Raw genomic sequence first — 15,517 nt, 5'->3', positions numbered from 1 at the left:
TGATATGACCCAAAGACGTATGTTGAGGCGTTTTCTTTCGGCGAAGCGAAAGCCGACTTTATCGCTTGATTTGTCGTGTAACTTGTTCGGAAATTCGGCGAGTGTAAGCATTCAGCTTCGTATGAGTTGGGCACCAACCGAGCATAAACCGGGTAAAGTCAGCCCAAGCGAATGGATATAAGAACCGCCATTCACTTTCGATTTCGTCGATTGGGAGGCTTGGATCGCGTTGCGAAATCGCTTGGCTCAGCTCTGCGAAATAGGTATCTAGAAACATCGCCGCGTGTTGCTCACACTCTCTCTCGGGCAGGCAACTGCCGAGAAAATAAGCGACATCCTTCATCCCACAGCCGCCGCCAACGTACTGAAAATCTACGGCAGCGATCCCCGTGGAGTCGGCTGTGAAACAAAAATTGGCCACCTTGGCATCACCATGCACAATCGTTTGGTAGCGGCACTGATTGAGCTGAGCATCAATGGCCGCAGCGGCATCCTTGAGCGCGCCGGGATCCATGGCGTCCAGCTCGTCAGGCCGTGTTGCCAAGTGCCAATAGGTGCCGATTTTCCACAATCCAGTTGGAGCGACTCCAAGAAAGCGAGCGTGGAACTGGGCCAACCATTTGAGACCGAGCCGAACACCTGCATGATCGAGATGACTCCGCCGATGCGAGTAGCCGGCTGCGTCGAGATCCTCGAGCACAAACAGGAATTCACCCTCTTGAGCACTCGTCGCCAAGCATTTGGGGACGCGACAGCCGGGGTGGCAGAGGGAGCTGAAGTTCGCATACCAATTGGCTTCTACCTCGTAGGATCGCAGTTTTCGGGCGTGCGATCGATCACTGCTCCATCCACGGGGATGGACGGATTTGCTGAGTGGCGCAACATGTTTGACGATCACGCAGTCGACAGCCCCGCCGCGCAGCTCTACGCGGCAAATTTGACCATAGCCACTCCACAGCGACTGCACCTTGGTCACGCACGAGACAGCCGTCGCGGCAGTCGAGTCCAAAACCAGTTGGCGGATTTCATCGGTTAGTTTCATCCCACCAGTCGACACAAAGCCAAGTCGCTCGGCAACCACCGGGTGTAGGGGCGCCAACCCCAAGGCGTCATTTTGGAGCCAACTTTCCGCTGAAACGCCTGCGCCTGCGGGTCGAACGGTTTTGTTTGCACACGGGACCCGGGAGTGCCCAGGCGTGCTGCTGCTGAATTGTGTTGGTTGCCTCGGCACGCGTGGGGCTAAGTGTTTAAACTAGAGCAAACCCAGCTTCACTCCCCTACCCTGTTAACCCCCTCCCGCCAACTATGCGTTTGCCAGCCTATTTCAGCTCGCTGTGCTTGCCACGGCAGATGCTGCTCGCGATGCTTGCCGCTTGCCTCGCTTCTGGATTGATTTCCTGCCCAGTAATTTCCATCAGTGGACTCCCCGACTTGGGGCTGCGGGCCAGTGGGCAAGACCCGTTCATTCCGCGCCGCCAATCAAGCCCTCCGGGACCTCCGCTCAGCCCGGCCGAAGCGGTGGCGAAGATGACCGTTCCGCCCGGTTTTCGCGCTGAACTGGTTTGCCATGAACCCGACCTCTTGAATCCCGTGGCGATGGCCTTCGATGATCGCGGCCGCATCTATGTCACGGAAAGTTTTGAATACCCCCGCCATGAACCGGGTCCAGGACGCGACCGCATCAAAATCTTGACCGATACCACCGGAGATGGCTATTTCGACGACGTAAAAATATTCGCCGAAGGGCTGAACATTCCCTCCGGGATCGCCGTCGGTCACGGTGGAGTGTGGGTTGCCAACGCGCCCGATATTCTCTTTCTCGAAGATACCGATGGCGACGACCGGGCCGATCGCAGCACGGTGGTGGCAACAGGCTTTGGACGCGACGACACGCACGAACTACCGAACGCTTTGACTTGGGGGCCAGACGGTTATCTGTACGGTCTCAACGGTGTCTTTAACCGCAGCGTGGTTAAACAGGATGATCGTGTTTATGATTTTACCTGTGCCATGTTTCGCATCGATCCGGTCACCCGACGCTTCGATTTGTTTTGCGAAGGAACCAGCAACCCCTGGGGAATTGCCTTCGATGACCAGGGCAGCGCCTTTGTTAGCGCCTGCGTGATCGACCATCTCTGGCATTTAACGGAAACCGGTTACTACCATCGCCAAGGAGGCCCCTACCCGCCGCACACTTGGAAGATTGAGTCGATCGTTGACTATAAACATCAGATGGCGGCCTACTGTGGCATCGAGTACTTTGACTCGCCCGCTTACCCCGAGCCCTATCGCAACAAACTTTACATGGGCAATATCCACGGTGGCTGTATCAACGTCGATTCAGTAACCCGTCAGGGTTCCACGTATCGAGGGCAACCTCATGACGACTTCATCACGGCCAACGATGTGTGGTTCATGCCGGTAGCCCAAAAGACCGGACCCGATGGCTGCCTGTATGTACTTGATTGGTACGATCGCTATCACTGCTATCAAGATGCTTCGGCCGATCCGCAAGGAGTTGACCGGGGGCACGGTCGACTCTATCGCATCGTGCATCAAACGCGGCCAGCAATCAAATATCCCGACCTCAACCTGCTGAGCAACGAAAAACTCGGCGAACTGCTGGGCGACGCCAATATTTTCTATCGTCAACGGGCCGCGATCATCTTATCGCACCGCTTACGGTCACAATCCCCAACAGCAAACCCTGATCCAGCAATAAACAACAACGACACGACGGTCTTGGCGAACCTGGAACGGCTCTTCAGCGAACAACTTACAACGACCGCGGCCATCGATCAGCAACCACGTTTTCCGTTGTTTGAGTTGACCACGTTGCTGTACGCGCCGCAAACTTCGTCAGCTGTCGTGGCAAAACTGTTGGGGCACGAACATCCGCAAGTCGTCGCGTGGGCGGTGCGAGCCGCCGCGTCGCGGAATGATCTCGATACCAAAGTGCTCGAGCAAATCCAACCGTTGGCCGCACACGCCGACCCCCGCGTGCGTTTGCAAGTGGCGATTGCCGCCAATAAGGCGGCCCGGCAAGTACCCAGCTTGAACGCTTCGCAGTGGCTGCTCGACGTGTTGGCTCACAGCGAAGATGACGGGCTGTTGCCACGCATCGTCTGGAGAAATCTGGAACCGCGAGTGACCAGCGACCAAGCCGTGATCGTCGACGCGCTGGATGCGGTGCAAGATGATCAACAATTACTGGTAGCCATGGCACCACGGATTGCGGATCGGTTACTGGCAGACATCCGTCCCGAGCTCAACGGCAAAGGTGATGCCCAGCGGTTGCGGGGAGTGATGCAGTTGGCCACAAAATTGGCCAGCGTCTCGCGGCAACCGGCGATCGAGGTGCTCGAGCGGATGCTGAGTAAACTCCGCAGCGGTGAACTGCGCCCCGCCGTCGCCGGTCCCGTGCTGGCAGCCAACAAGGAACTGTTCAGTGACCAGCAGTTGGCCCTCGCCGACCACCCGGCGGTCATTCAGTTGATGATGTTTGCCGCCGAACCGCGTGCCAGCGAACTTGCCACCGAGATGGTCCTCGACCGCGCGCTGGCAAACAAAGATCGCCTCGGCTTGTTGCGGACACTGGCCAGTGTGCGGCCCGCCGCACTCGGGCCAGCGGTGCGACAATGGAGCGACGATCTGCAACGGGGAACGCCCGTCGACAATGGTTGGCGAGACGGGCTGCTGGAGACTGTCATCCGCAACGGAGACGCCGAGACGATCCAGCAGTTAATCACCACCCTGCCCTCGCTGCCAACCGGTGTGCAAGCAACCGTGGCCAGCCAAATGTGTCAACGTCAAGCGACCGCCAAACAGCTGTTAACGGCGATCACGGCTGCGGAGATTTCCAAGGAAGTGGTCGGTCCCAATCAAGTCCGTTCACTGGCTGCCAATAACTGGCCTGATGTGTCCGGGCAAGTCGGTGAGATCTGGGGCATGGTGCGGCAGCAAGATTCAGCGGAGCGGAAACGAGTTGTGGAGGAGATGACCCAGTACCTGCTGAAAGATGCTCGCGGCAACGCAAAACGCGGCGTGGCGGTTTGGAACCGAGTCTGCGGGCAATGCCATAAACTGCACGGTCAAGGTTTCGATGTGGGTCCGGATTTAACCAGCAACGGACGGGGTAACTTTGAGCAACTGATCATCAGCGTGTTCGATCCCAGTTTGGTGATTGGCAACGCCTATCAAAATGTGACCGTGGTCACGACCGACGGTCGTGTTCTCAATGGCATCGTGATCGAACGGAGCGGTGCTCGTGTGGTGCTAAAGACGCAAGGGGGCAAGACCGAAGTCATCGCTAGCGACGACATCGACCAGTTGGAAGAGAGCAAACTGTCGCTCATGCCCGAAGGCTTGGAACAACAGATTTCCAAGCAAGAGATCGCTGACCTGTTCGCCCTGCTAGCCCTTCGCAAAGAGCCGGGCAAAGAGGCGACAGAGGAAGAAAATGAAGTGATCGCGGGGACACCAGCCGGGTTGCTGGAGAAGTAGTTTTCAGCGGCCGCCAAATAAGTAACGCGCTAACGAATGGCTGAGGAAATCCATCGTTAGCGCGTTACGCGATAACCGGCATAGAAAGCAGAGAACGCGTTACGCGCTCTTCGTCTGCGGCATGGAGAATAACTTGCGGGCGCCGCTAACGACATTTTCGTCGATCGTGTAGGTGGTGCCGCGTTCTTGATCAGGCAAGTCGTACATGATGTCCAGCATGACTTCTTCGAGGATGCCGCGAAGTCCCCGCGCACCAACACCGCGCTCGAGCGCACGTTGGGAAATCTGCCGCAGGGCGCCCTCGGTAAACTCGAGCTTACACTCTTCCATCTCGAAGAGCGCCTCGAACTGCTTCGTGAGCGCATTCTTGGGCTCCCGCATGACACGTACGAGGCCATCGACGTCGAGCGGCTGCAAGTAGCTGATCACGGGCAGGCGACCGACCAACTCGGGGATCAGGCCGAATTCCAGCACGTCATCCGTGGTCACGTGCGTCATCAATTCGCTGACGTCCGACTCGTTGCGGAAACTGGTGCCGCTGCCGAAACCGAGCGTCCGCTTGCCGAGTCGCTTGCGAACAATCTCATCGATTCCCGAGAAAGTACCGCCGACGATGAACAAGATGTTGCTGGTGTCCATCTGAATGTACTGCTGCTCCGGATGCTTTCTTCCACCCTGCGGAGGCACATTCGCCACGGTCCCTTCGAGCATCTTGAGCAGCGATTGCTGGACACCTTCGCCGGAGACGTCACGCGTGATGCTGACGTTGTTGCTGGTCTTGCCAATCTTGTCGACTTCGTCGATGTAGAGAATACCGCGTTGGGCAGCATCCAAATCGAAATCAGCGGCGTGCAACAACTTGAGCAACAGGTTCTCGACATCTTCACCCACGTAACCAGCTTCGGTCAGCGTGGTGGCATCACCGATCGCAAAGGGCACATTCAACATCCGAGCCAGCGAGCGGGCCAACAACGTCTTGCCGCTGCCAGTGGGTCCGACGAGCAGAATGTTACTCTTCTCGATCTCCACATCGCCATTACCCGACCACTCACTGTTGAGCCGCTTATAGTGGTTGTGGACAGCCACCGCCAAAACCCGCTTGGCGGAACCTTGGCCGATCACGTAGTCGTCCAAGTGGGCGACGATTTCACGAGGGGTGGGAATGTCCTCGAAAAGGTGTTTGGCAGGTCCTCGACGCTTTTGCTCCTGATCTAAGATCGACTGGCACAGTTCAATGCACTCGCCACAAATGTAAACATCACCGGGTCCTTCGACTAAAGGCCCGACATCACGATAACTTTTACGGCAGAATGAGCAAAACGCATTCTTCTTGGTCGTCCCACTACTGCGACGACCACCGGTGATTTCCTTCGAGGACATACACGACTCCTTGCTGTGTTACGGACAGGGTGTCCACAGCTCGAATACAAATTCCGGGGCTTCCTTGTCCGCGAAGCTCGAGCCGATCGTTTTTAATATAGTGAACTCATCTGCCAGCTAGGGCAAATGAGGTTGCGGGGTCAATCCGGACCCCAGCGGTAATTGGCCTCTTTCGACATCAGCGGTCGCCGGAGCAACCCGGTCAACCATCTGCTTCAGAGATAATCGAACGATCCATCCTGGATCGCTCAATCCTCTTGCACAGCAGTTGTGCCGCGACGTCGTGCCATCGACGCCTTTATAGTTCGGAATTCCTCCTCGCTAATGTCACCTTTGAGCTGCATTTCTTGGAAGTTTGCCAGCCGGTCAAAGGGCTCCAGCCGGTCTTCAGTGGCGCGATCGCGAAAGCTTGACACAAGCCAAAAACCAACAGCAATCAGGATGCACAGGACCACTATTCCCAGCACAGCCTGCACCGTCGGCACGAACAACAGCTGCAACATTTGCTCCCACATCAGCCACCTCTACTTGAGGGAGAAGAGGCTTTGATGATCGCCATCATCGGACCTCTCAGCAACCTCTCCCCAATCCGCTCGAATCGTACGCAACCGTCCCGGTCACAGTCCAGTAATTTTGTAAACTTTACAAGTTTAACCCGTAATTAACTGTAGAAGATCGCCAATCCGTCGATGCGCCTCCAGCGGATGCCGAAGCGGTTTCTTGGTCAACACCTTATAATGGTTCTTGCGACCCACCCGCTCGCGATGGATAAATCCGTCCGTCTCCAAATCCTGCACGATCCGCTGCACAGCCCGCTCAGTGATACCCACCCGTACAGCCACCTCACGGAGCACTAAGTCGGGGTTCGCATTGAGCACAATCAATACGTGTGCGTGATTAGTGAGGAACGTCCAGCGATTATTTGGTGGCTCGTTTTCAGCCCCCGCCGGAAGTCCAGCGGCAGTCTCATTCATGATTTACTCATCAGCTCGTTCCGCGATGGGCCCGAATCTCGGCACCGAATCGTCCGCACTCAGGATTTCTCTTTCCAATATATCAATGTTGCATCCGCGAAACAGGTTTTCGCTTCGCTTTTTTATCGCGGCAAACAGCCGAATATGGGCAAATTCCCCGCTGCCAACCAGCGCTCGCCTCAAGTCGCCAAAGAATAAATGACGAAAACCCATTGACGACATTTATTTCGTGCTTTAGTTTTTGCGTATCTCGATACGCCACTTAAGGTTCGCAACATGGGTGATTGGCTCGCATTCTTGGTAACGCTGCCCGCGGTCAGCTTGTTCGCGCTCGCTGGCCTGCCCAACGTTTGGGCCAATCGTTGGGTACATCCATTTCGCCAATTTGTGACACTGCTGGTGACCTGGCAAGCCATCATGACCACCACTGCGGCGGTTGCCTTGGCGACAGGTTTTTTGCAACCAGCGCATTCGCTGCGATTTCCCCTGTGGTCCGACTCGGCTTTTGCAGTCACTGTGTACTACGACACGATTGCCAGTTTGATGCTGGCGATGGTTAGTCTGGTCGGCGCCGTGATTTGCCGCTATTCGACACGCTATCTCGATGGCGAGCCCGCGCAAGGACGTTACTTTCGCTGGACGGCTGTCACCATCGGGGCGGTTTCCTTGATGGTGGTCTCAGGCAATTTGCCGATGCTGGTGATCACTTGGGTGCTGACCAGCTTGGGCTTGCACCAGTTGCTGATGCATTACGGTGATCGTCCGGCGGCTCGGCGTGCTGCGTTCACGAAATTCACCATCAGTCGTTTGGGCGATGTCGCTTTGGTTGCCGCTGCCGGGCTGATTTACGCGGAGTTTGGCACAGCCGAGTTTGCGGAGATATTCGCCGCCATCCCGGGCCTCGCCGGCGCGACCCCCGGTTTGCAGGTTGCCGCCTTTCTCCTGATCTTCGCCGGCTGCAGCAAATCAGCTCAGTTTCCCTTTCACACTTGGCTGCCGCAGTCGATGGAAACGCCGACGCCCGTGTCGGCATTGATGCACGCGGGAATTGTCAACGCTGGTGGATACTTAATGATCCGCACCAGCCCGTTGGTTTCGCTGACGCCCATCGCCTTGACCACGCTGGCTTTGATTGGTTGTTTCACCGTATGTTTTGCCGCAGTGGTGATGATCACTCAAACCAACGTCAAAAAAACATTAGCATATTCGACGATAGCGCAGATGGGATTCATGATGTTGCAGTGCGGGCTGGGAGCTTACTCGGCGGCGATGCTGCACATCCTCGCGCATTCCTTGTATAAAGCTCACGCCTTTCTCCGCAGCGGCAGCGTAATCAGCGATCGCTTGCCAGTCAGCGACTTGCACCTCCCGAGCATATCTGGCGGCGCAGTATCACGCGGAGTGAGCTGGGGCCAATTTGCCGCAGCGAGTTGCCTGGTCGCCGGGATGTTCGCCTGCATTCTCGCCGTGCTGGGCATTAATCCGTTGCAGAAACAGGGTGGTGTTTTACTTGGCGGCGTGCTCTGCCTTTCGCTGGCCGCTTGGGTCGGGCAAGCTTTGCAGACTGGCAACCGGCGGTTGGCGATCCGGGCAAGTGCCCTTTCGGCCGCTTTGCTGCTGATCTACGTGACCAGTTTCTTGTTGATTGACCACTTGGTGACCGCCAGCCTACCGACGCTCAACATGCCGGCGGTGAGTTGGATCACGGCGTTATGCGTGCTAATCGGCTTTGCTGGTTTACTAGGCTTACAAATGGCCCTGTTACTGGAGCGGCAGAGTCACAGGCTGAGTAGATGGCACATTCACGCCCTGAACGGATTCTATATCGAAAGTACGCTGCGTCGGCTTTTCGGCTCATTACTGTCCAGCTAGGAAATATCTCTCCGATGAAAACCCTGCAACCTTCCGCGTGCGGAAGCCAACCGCTGTGCACCGCCAAGCCGGAAATTTCGACTCAAGTTACGCGACAGATACAGGATGTCGTACAGCAAGTCGCCGAAGTGATCGCGCCAGTTTGGCCATTGCAAGACTACGTGGCGGTGAATCCCTATGCGGGTTTATCGACTCGTTCCTTTATGGACGCGCGGAAATTCTTACAAACGTTTTCCGATTGCGAAACGTTAATGCCGCTCACGCATTATGCGGCTCAGTACCAACAAGGTCGTTTTGGGCTCAATGATATTGAGCAAGCAATCTCAGAGCGGCGATTTGATAAACATGGTTTGCAGTTAACCGCCACAGAGATCTCGAACTTGCTGTTAACTTTGCCACCAACCTCGGCGAAGAGCGCTGTTCCTGAGACCACCAACCCCAACCGCCAGATTCGCACCATCGCCGAGTATGCGACTTCGTCGACCAGTTTGGACTGGTCGGAAGCGATTCGCGAAGAGGTCTCTAAATACTGTTCGACTCATTACGATCAAGGCCAAGCGACTTGGTCGAGTCCCTATCAAACATGGTCGTTGTTTCAAGCTTGGCGAACTGCCGCCAAGCATGATCGCAACATTGAGATTCTTGGTCTGAAAGGCTTTCGCCGTTTTGTCTCCGAGTTACCGTTAACGCCGGAAGCCACGATCACACGTTTGCTGTCGCGTCTGGGAATCCCCTCGTCGATGTGGTTGGATTTTCTGCTGTGCCAAGCATTTTCGATCCCCGGCTGGAGTGCATGGACGAAGTATCAAACAAGTTGGTCCGGCGAAAGCAACGGAGCGAAGTCGGACTTAATATGCCTGTTGGCGATTCGCTTGGCGTATGACGCGGCGCTGGCGGATGCCAAATCTTTGCGAGTGAATTGGGATTCGCTGGTCGGAAAAACGGCGCGGACGCAACGTGCGACCGCGGCAACCGCTGAGGATGATTCTCAGCTGCGTTATCTCTTGCTGACGGCCAGTGAAATCGCTTTCCGCCGCAGTTTGTTACGTTCCATCAGGCTGGCTGACCAGGCAACTGGAAAGCGAGCTAGCCAAACGCCACCGACGCGAAAAATGGCTCAGTTAACTTTTTGCATCGATGTCCGCTCGGAACGCATTCGTCGCCAGTTGGAAGCGACCAGCGAGAGAATTGAAACGGGTGGTTTTGCTGGCTTTTTTGGGATGCCGATCGAGTACGTACCGCTGGCCGCGAGCTGCGGCAAGTCGCATGTTCCCGTATTGTTAAAGCCAAAATTCAAACTGTTTGAAGGTCTTCGCGAGGAAAACAACGAGCTTGAACAAGCCGCGATTGCCAGCAGGCTGGAACGTTGGACTTGGCGAAAGCTGTGGAAGGGTTTTCAGAGCACTGCCACCAGCTGTTTTGCGTTTGTGGAGACTGCAGGCCTGGGCTTTGGGCCGGCCTTGGTTGCCGCCATCAGTGGCGGCAAGAATCAGCAGCGGCTCAACAAGCTCGCCGGCCGATTTGTTGGCAAATTCATAGGCAATTTTGCTGGTCATGAGCCGGCGATGGGTCCGACGTTAAGACATTTGGCGGCCCAAAACATGGCTCCCGAGCAACAAGCCGACTTGGTGGAGTCGATGTTGCGAAATATGAGCATGACTGAAAATTTCGCTCGCCTGGTAGTTTTCTGCGGTCACGCCAGCGAGACAATTAACAATCCGCTGGCCGCTGGTCTCGACTGCGGTGCCTGCGGTGGCCATTCGGGAGAGCCGAACGCGAGGTTGGCCGCCTTGCTGCTGAACCAACCGCAGATTCGTGAGCTGTTGGCTGGCCGCGGCATTGAGATTCCCGCCGACACCTATTTCCTCGGTGGGCTGCACAACACGGTGACGGATGAAATTCAGTTGTTTGATCAAGACGATGTCCCCCGCAGTCATCGTGATGAATTTGAGCAACTGCGCGAGCACTGCGCGACGGCCAGCGAAAATACACGTACGGAGCGTCTGCCCAGCTTGGCGGGCAAATCGCCGCAAGGGCTGCTGAAGCGAGCCAGCGACTGGTCGGAAGTTCGCCCCGAATGGGGATTGGCTGGTAATTCGGCGCTCGTCGTGGCACCACGCTCGGTGACCAAACAAACCAACTTGGCCGGTCAAGTCTTCCTGCACAATTATGATCATCGCCAAGATGCTGCGGGCAACGTGTTGGAAACGATCATGACCGCCCCGATGATTGTGGCGCACTGGATCAACATGCAGTACTATGCTTCGACGGTTGACCAGCAACATTTTGGCAGCGGCAACAAAACCGTACACAACGTGGTCGGCCGATTTGGCATCTTGTCGGGCAACGGCGGCGACTTGATGACCGGGCTACCGTGGCAATCATTACACAACGGGCGCGAGCATCAACACTTGCCACTGCGGTTGCAAGTCGTAATCGCGGCCCAGCGAACGTCGATCGAGCGAATTATCAGCGCGCATCCGATGATCGAGGATTTGCTTGCCGGCGATTGGTTGCAAATCATCGCGCTCGATGAAAATCAAGCTTATCGGTTTGATCGAAACGGGAGCTGGGTATCATTAAGCTCGGCAGCACTCCGCATCGACACGCCGCATCACGCGCCACATCACGCTCCACAGCACGCTCCACAGCACGCTCCACAGCACGCTGGCCAACAGCAGGAGAGCCAGCAGCAGGCGGCTAGCGACCCCGGCGGACCAAAAGCTGACCTAGCGTAGGAAAATCGCTCGATGGTATTCGCTGACTTGCTGCGGTGAGATTCCGATCGCAGCCGGCTCAACGATCACTGCCCCCGCGAAGTCGACTTCACGCAGTCCAGCGGCGACGCGGGCCGCGGAAACACTCCCCTGGCCAATCAACGGCTCACCGCCGACAACGGTCCTAGCATCGGCTAAATAAACGCAGGCCAAGCGATCGCCAACGCGTGCCAACAAATCGACGATTGGCATTTCACCGCCAGCGACCATTGTGCCCACGTCGGACGCCAACTGGACCAGCGGACTCTCATTGGTCCAACGCAGGAGACGTTCGAAGCGTCCGACGGAATCGATAAAATGTCCTTGCCGGGGACGCAACGCTAACCGCACGCCAACTCGCTCCGCCAGTTCACCGAGTTCGAGCACAATCACTGCCAAACGATCCAGCGCGACTTGAGTGTCCAGATCACCGGGGAGCGGGCCGGTGGAAAAGGTGACTAATCCGCCACCCAACTCGGCCACCATTTCGACCGCCGCGGCCAAGTATTCCTGCCTTCGCTGGCAAGCGGGTGTGGCCTCCAACAAGCTGGTCGTTTCGACTTCCCAAGGATCGATCAAGTAGGGGCCATCGGCGTCGACGACCAGCTGCAATTGGCGACAGCCGTTGGCCGCCATCGCCAGTTGGACTTGCCGAACTTCGGCGTCGGCCAGCGGATCCAACCGCGACAGGCTGAGGCGAACCGCAATCGCGGCATACCCAATCTGCCGCAACATGGCTCCCGCGGTCGCCAAGTCGTGCTCCTCCATCGCGATTGAATGAAATCCGGGTACCATCGGGGATTAAGTCATCTTAAAACGAGCGCTGAGCACGAGCGCGGGGATGATCAAGCAAAAAACACCAAGCCCATATTCGGGTCCCGCGCCGATCAGGGCGAAAGCGGCCGCCAACGGAATCAGCGTCAACAGGGCGGCGCGGATCGTCATTTGCACCCGCCGCGGTGTGGGGTTGCGCAACAGGCGAATGCTGCGGAGCACGACCGTGATGCCCAGCATGCCGATCAAAAAAGCAAATTGGTTGTCACCGCGAAACCGCAGCCCGGCCTCGGGGCCAACCATGCGGGGTACCACCGCCAACAACACGCAGCCCAGAATCAGCACGATTAAGCCAGAACCCAAAGTCGCCCCGGAACTTTCCGTGGCCTCTTTGCGAGCCATCAAAGTCACACCCATGACGTAGACACCAAAACCGACGGCGGCAACCCAAACATGGGTGGGAAAATAAGTGGCGGGCAACTGCCCACCGGCTACCAAAATTGGAGAGGCGCCGAGCAAAAAGCTGAGCATGCGGCAGCTGCCCATCGCCACCGGCCCCAGTGGAGTCTGCTTGAGGGGTCCATCGTAGAGCAAAATCATAATCGCCAAGGCCACCGCCACGAGGGCTGGTAACCAGGTGGACTGCATCCCGCCAGCCGGTGCGAGGCCGCTGAGCGTAGCCAGCACGAGTCCCGAAATCATCAATAAACTGCCACCACGGCGAGCCGCGGTCAGCGAGATTGCCCCCGAGGGGAGTGGCCGCCCGGGACGTTCGCGGCGGTCGACTTCGATGTCGAATACATCGTTAAAAATCATCCCCGACCAATACAAACAAACCCCGGCCAACACGACGAGCAACAATCGCACCAATGGATCATGTCCATGAGCAACCAAAAAATAGGCTGCCGATACATCCGCCAGAATGGTAAAGACGGTGGGAATGCGCACCAGCCGCGCCCACTGAATCCAAGCCATGTTGTCCCCTCGAGTTTCACCAAGCGCCGCTGCGCAGAGATTGCGAATAAAAGCCCTTCGCCCAAAAGCCCGTCGACTTACTGGTAGCCAAAAAATAGCCGCCAAACGAAGCGACGGAGCCTGATGATAGCTTGCGGGAGGCGGAGACTGGAGGTGGGGAAAGCTACTTCGTGGTTAACTCGATGACGCCGATGTCCTCAGGTTGATCGGGGCCAACCGTAATCTTGATTTCTGACTTTACCGGATCGTCGTAACGCTTCTTGAGTTTGTCGGGGCCACCGTACGACATCGACAGCAAGTTCATCTCACCCCAATTGAAAGTCAAAGTGTATTGGCCCTCCGGGATGCCATCGCCCGACTCATAGGTGCTGAGCACAAATTTTCCCTCCTCGTCGGTGAATGCTGAGGAGTAAGTTGGATCGCCCTTGTCGACGCCGGCGACCGGATGAGCGCGGACGGCTAGGTAGTTGGCCGGTTGGCCATCGACGTGCACTGTGCCGCTGATTCGGTAGGTCGTCTTACGTCCTTCGGTGCCCCCGCCACAACCGACAAAAACCACACAGCCAAGCATCATCAAGCCGAGGGCAACGAGTCGGCCACTTGATGGCCCGATAACGGAAGGAGCCAGGAACGGAGAGCCGGTCGACAGCTTGCCAGCCGGGTTCTGCGGTGCGGCGGTTCTGTGGTGGTTGACGTACATCCAGCTTCTCACTTCCAAAAGCAAACTCAGCAAAATTCAAAATAACGTAACGCAGCTTAACGTGAAGAACTCACGACTTCACCTTTCTGACGCGTGATCCGAGCGGCAATTGTAAAGGCATCGGAGGTCTCCGCCAAAAACTGCACCGAGCCGTCACACATGAGAAAATGACAGCCGCCGGGATGGAAAGAGAAGAACCCCGCACCGCGTCGGTTGGTGCAATTGATGCTGCAAGGACCACCATCTGGCCCGGGCATGCCGTCGAACAATGAGCCACTGAGCCAATGCTCGCCGTTGAGAAAGTCTCCCCAACCACCACCATTGACCGCGCCAAAGGGAGCAAAGGCGGGATCGATCGTGCGACGCCGATAAATTTCGCCACCTCCTAATCGTTCACCCAAGAGAAAGGTATTGCTGGTACCGTCGGTGATCGCGGCCAGTTTGCTGCCGCCACGCCCCATCAGACCGGCTGGCTGCAACGCGCCGTGACGACTGCCTCCCTGATTTCCCGCATAGGCGATATTGGCAAAGTCACCACGCACTCCGGTGGTGACGCAGTAATCTGACGGTGCGGCGGTCCAGGTGATGCTAATCGGTGGCACACCCGGGCCACCGGCGTTTGCCAGTAACGTTCCAGCATAAGTTCGCGAGACGGCGTCACCGGGAGCCGAAGGACAGGCAAACATCGACAAAGGAGTCGAAATTAAAGCCATGTTGGTTTGCACCACGGCAGCTGGATAGCCCAAAGCGGGCGCCTCGTTAAAGCAGGGGACTCGGGAATCATAAGCAGCATCGATCCCCGTTTGTTCCATGTACGGCAGGATCATGGTGCCCCAAGTCTGGGCGTTGAGCCGATTGTCCACGAAGTACGCGGGAGGGAACGTTTGCACAGCCGATTCGTAATTATGAAACGCCAAGCCCAACTGTTTGAGATTATTTGAACACTGCATCCGCCGGGCCGCTTCGCGAGCCGCTTGCACAGCGGGCAACAATAGGCCCACTAGAATGCCGATAATGGCTATCACCACCAACAGTTCAACCAGCGTAAATCCGCGATGAGAGCGAGGCATAATTGCACTCCGGAACGAGAAAAGCTACCGCCCGACAAACTGTCACACCTCCGAAAGGCCTCCACAGCCGCAATCGGAAGTGTGCTTTGCCAGCCAGTAGCTTACGCCTGCCTGCGGTCGGATACAATCAACTTGTGCGACTCTTTACACAATTCCAACTGTTGGCGGTTTTGGCGCTAGCCACCGTTTGGCTGCGCGCGACGAGTTCGGCAGAGAGGGTGGGGGTTTCAAGCTTTAGGTATGAAGCCGCTGAATTTTGCATTTCTCATGCTCCATTTTTCACTAATCATTCCTTCATTGCGGCTGACCGGGCGCTGAAAAGCCCGGCTGGTTTCGTGTCGCCGGACTGAGCGCCCCGGCGGTCCGCGGCGCGGCCCCCTCATCCCCAGCCCTTCTCCCCCAAAACTGGCCTTAATGAGATTTTCCGTGCGGAATGTGTTGTTTCACAAGGCCAGTCCCGGGGGCGAAGGGAGCGAGTCTTTTTATGGGGCTGGGTTTTGGTTGCTAATGAGT

General features: G+C 56.8%; 11 protein-coding genes. 3 read left to right on the top strand and 8 right to left on the bottom strand.

Features of this window, described 5'->3' with window-relative positions; genetic code table 11:
* Positions 1–58 precede the first annotated feature (58 nt).
* Positions 59–1,099 carry a phosphotransferase gene (locus tag SH139x_RS02560; protein WP_488353722.1) on the bottom strand — a complete coding sequence of 347 codons (1,041 nt, stop codon included), beginning with the start codon at positions 1,097–1,099 and terminating at the stop codon, positions 59–61.
* A 206-nt stretch (positions 1,100–1,305) separates the two neighbouring features.
* Here SH139x_RS02560 and SH139x_RS02555 point away from each other — a divergent pair, with 206 nt between their 5' ends.
* Positions 1,306–4,503, top strand: coding sequence for a PVC-type heme-binding CxxCH protein (locus tag SH139x_RS02555; protein ID WP_488353721.1), 3,198 nt, complete (start codon positions 1,306–1,308; stop codon positions 4,501–4,503).
* 99 nt (positions 4,504–4,602) lie between these two features.
* Here the strand turns inward: SH139x_RS02555 and clpX are convergent, their stop codons facing one another.
* The 3 genes from clpX to SH139x_RS02540 all read right to left on the bottom strand — a co-directional run bounded on the left by clpX (position 4,603) and on the right by SH139x_RS02540 (position 6,857).
* Complete coding sequence (clpX, locus tag SH139x_RS02550) at positions 4,603–5,883, bottom strand: ATP-dependent Clp protease ATP-binding subunit ClpX (RefSeq protein WP_488353720.1); 1,281 nt, start codon at positions 5,881–5,883, stop codon at positions 4,603–4,605.
* A gap of 248 nt (positions 5,884–6,131) precedes the next feature.
* On the bottom strand, positions 6,132–6,386 hold the full coding sequence (locus tag SH139x_RS02545; protein WP_488353719.1) for a hypothetical protein: 255 nt from the start codon (positions 6,384–6,386) through the stop codon (positions 6,132–6,134).
* A gap of 147 nt (positions 6,387–6,533) precedes the next feature.
* Positions 6,534–6,857 (bottom strand): helix-turn-helix transcriptional regulator, encoded by a 324-nt coding sequence (locus tag SH139x_RS02540; protein ID WP_488353718.1) that lies wholly within the window; start codon positions 6,855–6,857, stop codon positions 6,534–6,536.
* 276 nt (positions 6,858–7,133) lie between these two features.
* Here SH139x_RS02540 and SH139x_RS02535 point away from each other — a divergent pair, with 276 nt between their 5' ends.
* Together SH139x_RS02535 and SH139x_RS02530 are read left to right on the top strand one after the other, a co-directional pair.
* Entirely contained in the window at positions 7,134–8,729 is a 1,596-nt protein-coding gene (locus SH139x_RS02535; protein ID WP_488353717.1) for a proton-conducting transporter transmembrane domain-containing protein, read from the top strand.
* A gap of 14 nt (positions 8,730–8,743) precedes the next feature.
* Positions 8,744–11,467 carry a DUF2309 domain-containing protein gene (locus SH139x_RS02530; RefSeq protein ID WP_488353716.1) on the top strand — a complete coding sequence of 908 codons (2,724 nt, stop codon included), beginning with the start codon at positions 8,744–8,746 and terminating at the stop codon, positions 11,465–11,467.
* On the opposite strand, the gene SH139x_RS02525 is transcribed toward SH139x_RS02530, so the two are convergent.
* The 4 genes from SH139x_RS02525 to SH139x_RS02510 form a co-directional block, all read right to left on the bottom strand.
* A complete protein-coding gene (locus SH139x_RS02525; protein ID WP_488353715.1) occupies positions 11,459–12,280 on the bottom strand; it encodes a sugar phosphate isomerase/epimerase family protein in 822 nt (273 codons plus the stop codon). The genes SH139x_RS02530 and SH139x_RS02525 overlap by 9 nt on opposite strands.
* Positions 12,281–12,286: 6 nt before the next feature.
* Positions 12,287–13,234, bottom strand: coding sequence for a UbiA family prenyltransferase (locus SH139x_RS02520; RefSeq protein WP_488353714.1), 948 nt, complete (start codon positions 13,232–13,234; stop codon positions 12,287–12,289).
* Positions 13,235–13,397: 163 nt separating this feature from the next.
* Positions 13,398–13,934 carry a hypothetical protein gene (locus SH139x_RS02515; RefSeq protein WP_488353713.1) on the bottom strand — a complete coding sequence of 179 codons (537 nt, stop codon included), beginning with the start codon at positions 13,932–13,934 and terminating at the stop codon, positions 13,398–13,400.
* A 56-nt stretch (positions 13,935–13,990) separates the two neighbouring features.
* The gene (locus SH139x_RS02510) at positions 13,991–15,004 is read right to left on the bottom strand and encodes a DUF1559 family PulG-like putative transporter (protein ID WP_488353712.1); all 1,014 of its coding nucleotides are present in this window, start codon (positions 15,002–15,004) and stop codon (positions 13,991–13,993) included.
* Positions 15,005–15,517 lie beyond the last annotated feature (513 nt).

This window comes from Kothea flammea (assembly GCF_052161645.1).
Lineage (GTDB): Bacteria > Planctomycetota > Planctomycetia > Pirellulales > Pirellulaceae > Laterigemmans.
Note: the sequence above shows the minus strand (reverse complement) of the source record. Positions and strands in the feature narration are given on the sequence as shown.

Bases quoted from the DNA above. Each gene is read 5' to 3' on its own strand.
- SH139x_RS02555 (WP_488353721.1), top strand. From the start codon at position 1,306: ATGCGTTTGCCAGCCTATTTCAGCTCGCTGTGCTTGCCACGGCAGATG.
- SH139x_RS02525 (WP_488353715.1), bottom strand. From the start codon at position 12,280: ATGGTACCCGGATTTCATTCAATCGCGATGGAGGAGCACGACTTGGCG.
- SH139x_RS02535 (WP_488353717.1), top strand. From the start codon at position 7,134: ATGGGTGATTGGCTCGCATTCTTGGTAACGCTGCCCGCGGTCAGCTTG.
- SH139x_RS02530 (WP_488353716.1), top strand. From the start codon at position 8,744: ATGAAAACCCTGCAACCTTCCGCGTGCGGAAGCCAACCGCTGTGCACC.
- SH139x_RS02520 (WP_488353714.1), bottom strand. From the start codon at position 13,234: ATGGCTTGGATTCAGTGGGCGCGGCTGGTGCGCATTCCCACCGTCTTT.
- SH139x_RS02545 (WP_488353719.1), bottom strand. From the start codon at position 6,386: ATGTTGCAGCTGTTGTTCGTGCCGACGGTGCAGGCTGTGCTGGGAATA.
- SH139x_RS02515 (WP_488353713.1), bottom strand. From the start codon at position 13,934: ATGTACGTCAACCACCACAGAACCGCCGCACCGCAGAACCCGGCTGGC.
- SH139x_RS02540 (WP_488353718.1), bottom strand. From the start codon at position 6,857: ATGAATGAGACTGCCGCTGGACTTCCGGCGGGGGCTGAAAACGAGCCA.
- SH139x_RS02510 (WP_488353712.1), bottom strand. From the start codon at position 15,004: ATGCCTCGCTCTCATCGCGGATTTACGCTGGTTGAACTGTTGGTGGTG.
- clpX (WP_488353720.1), bottom strand. From the start codon at position 5,883: ATGTCCTCGAAGGAAATCACCGGTGGTCGTCGCAGTAGTGGGACGACC.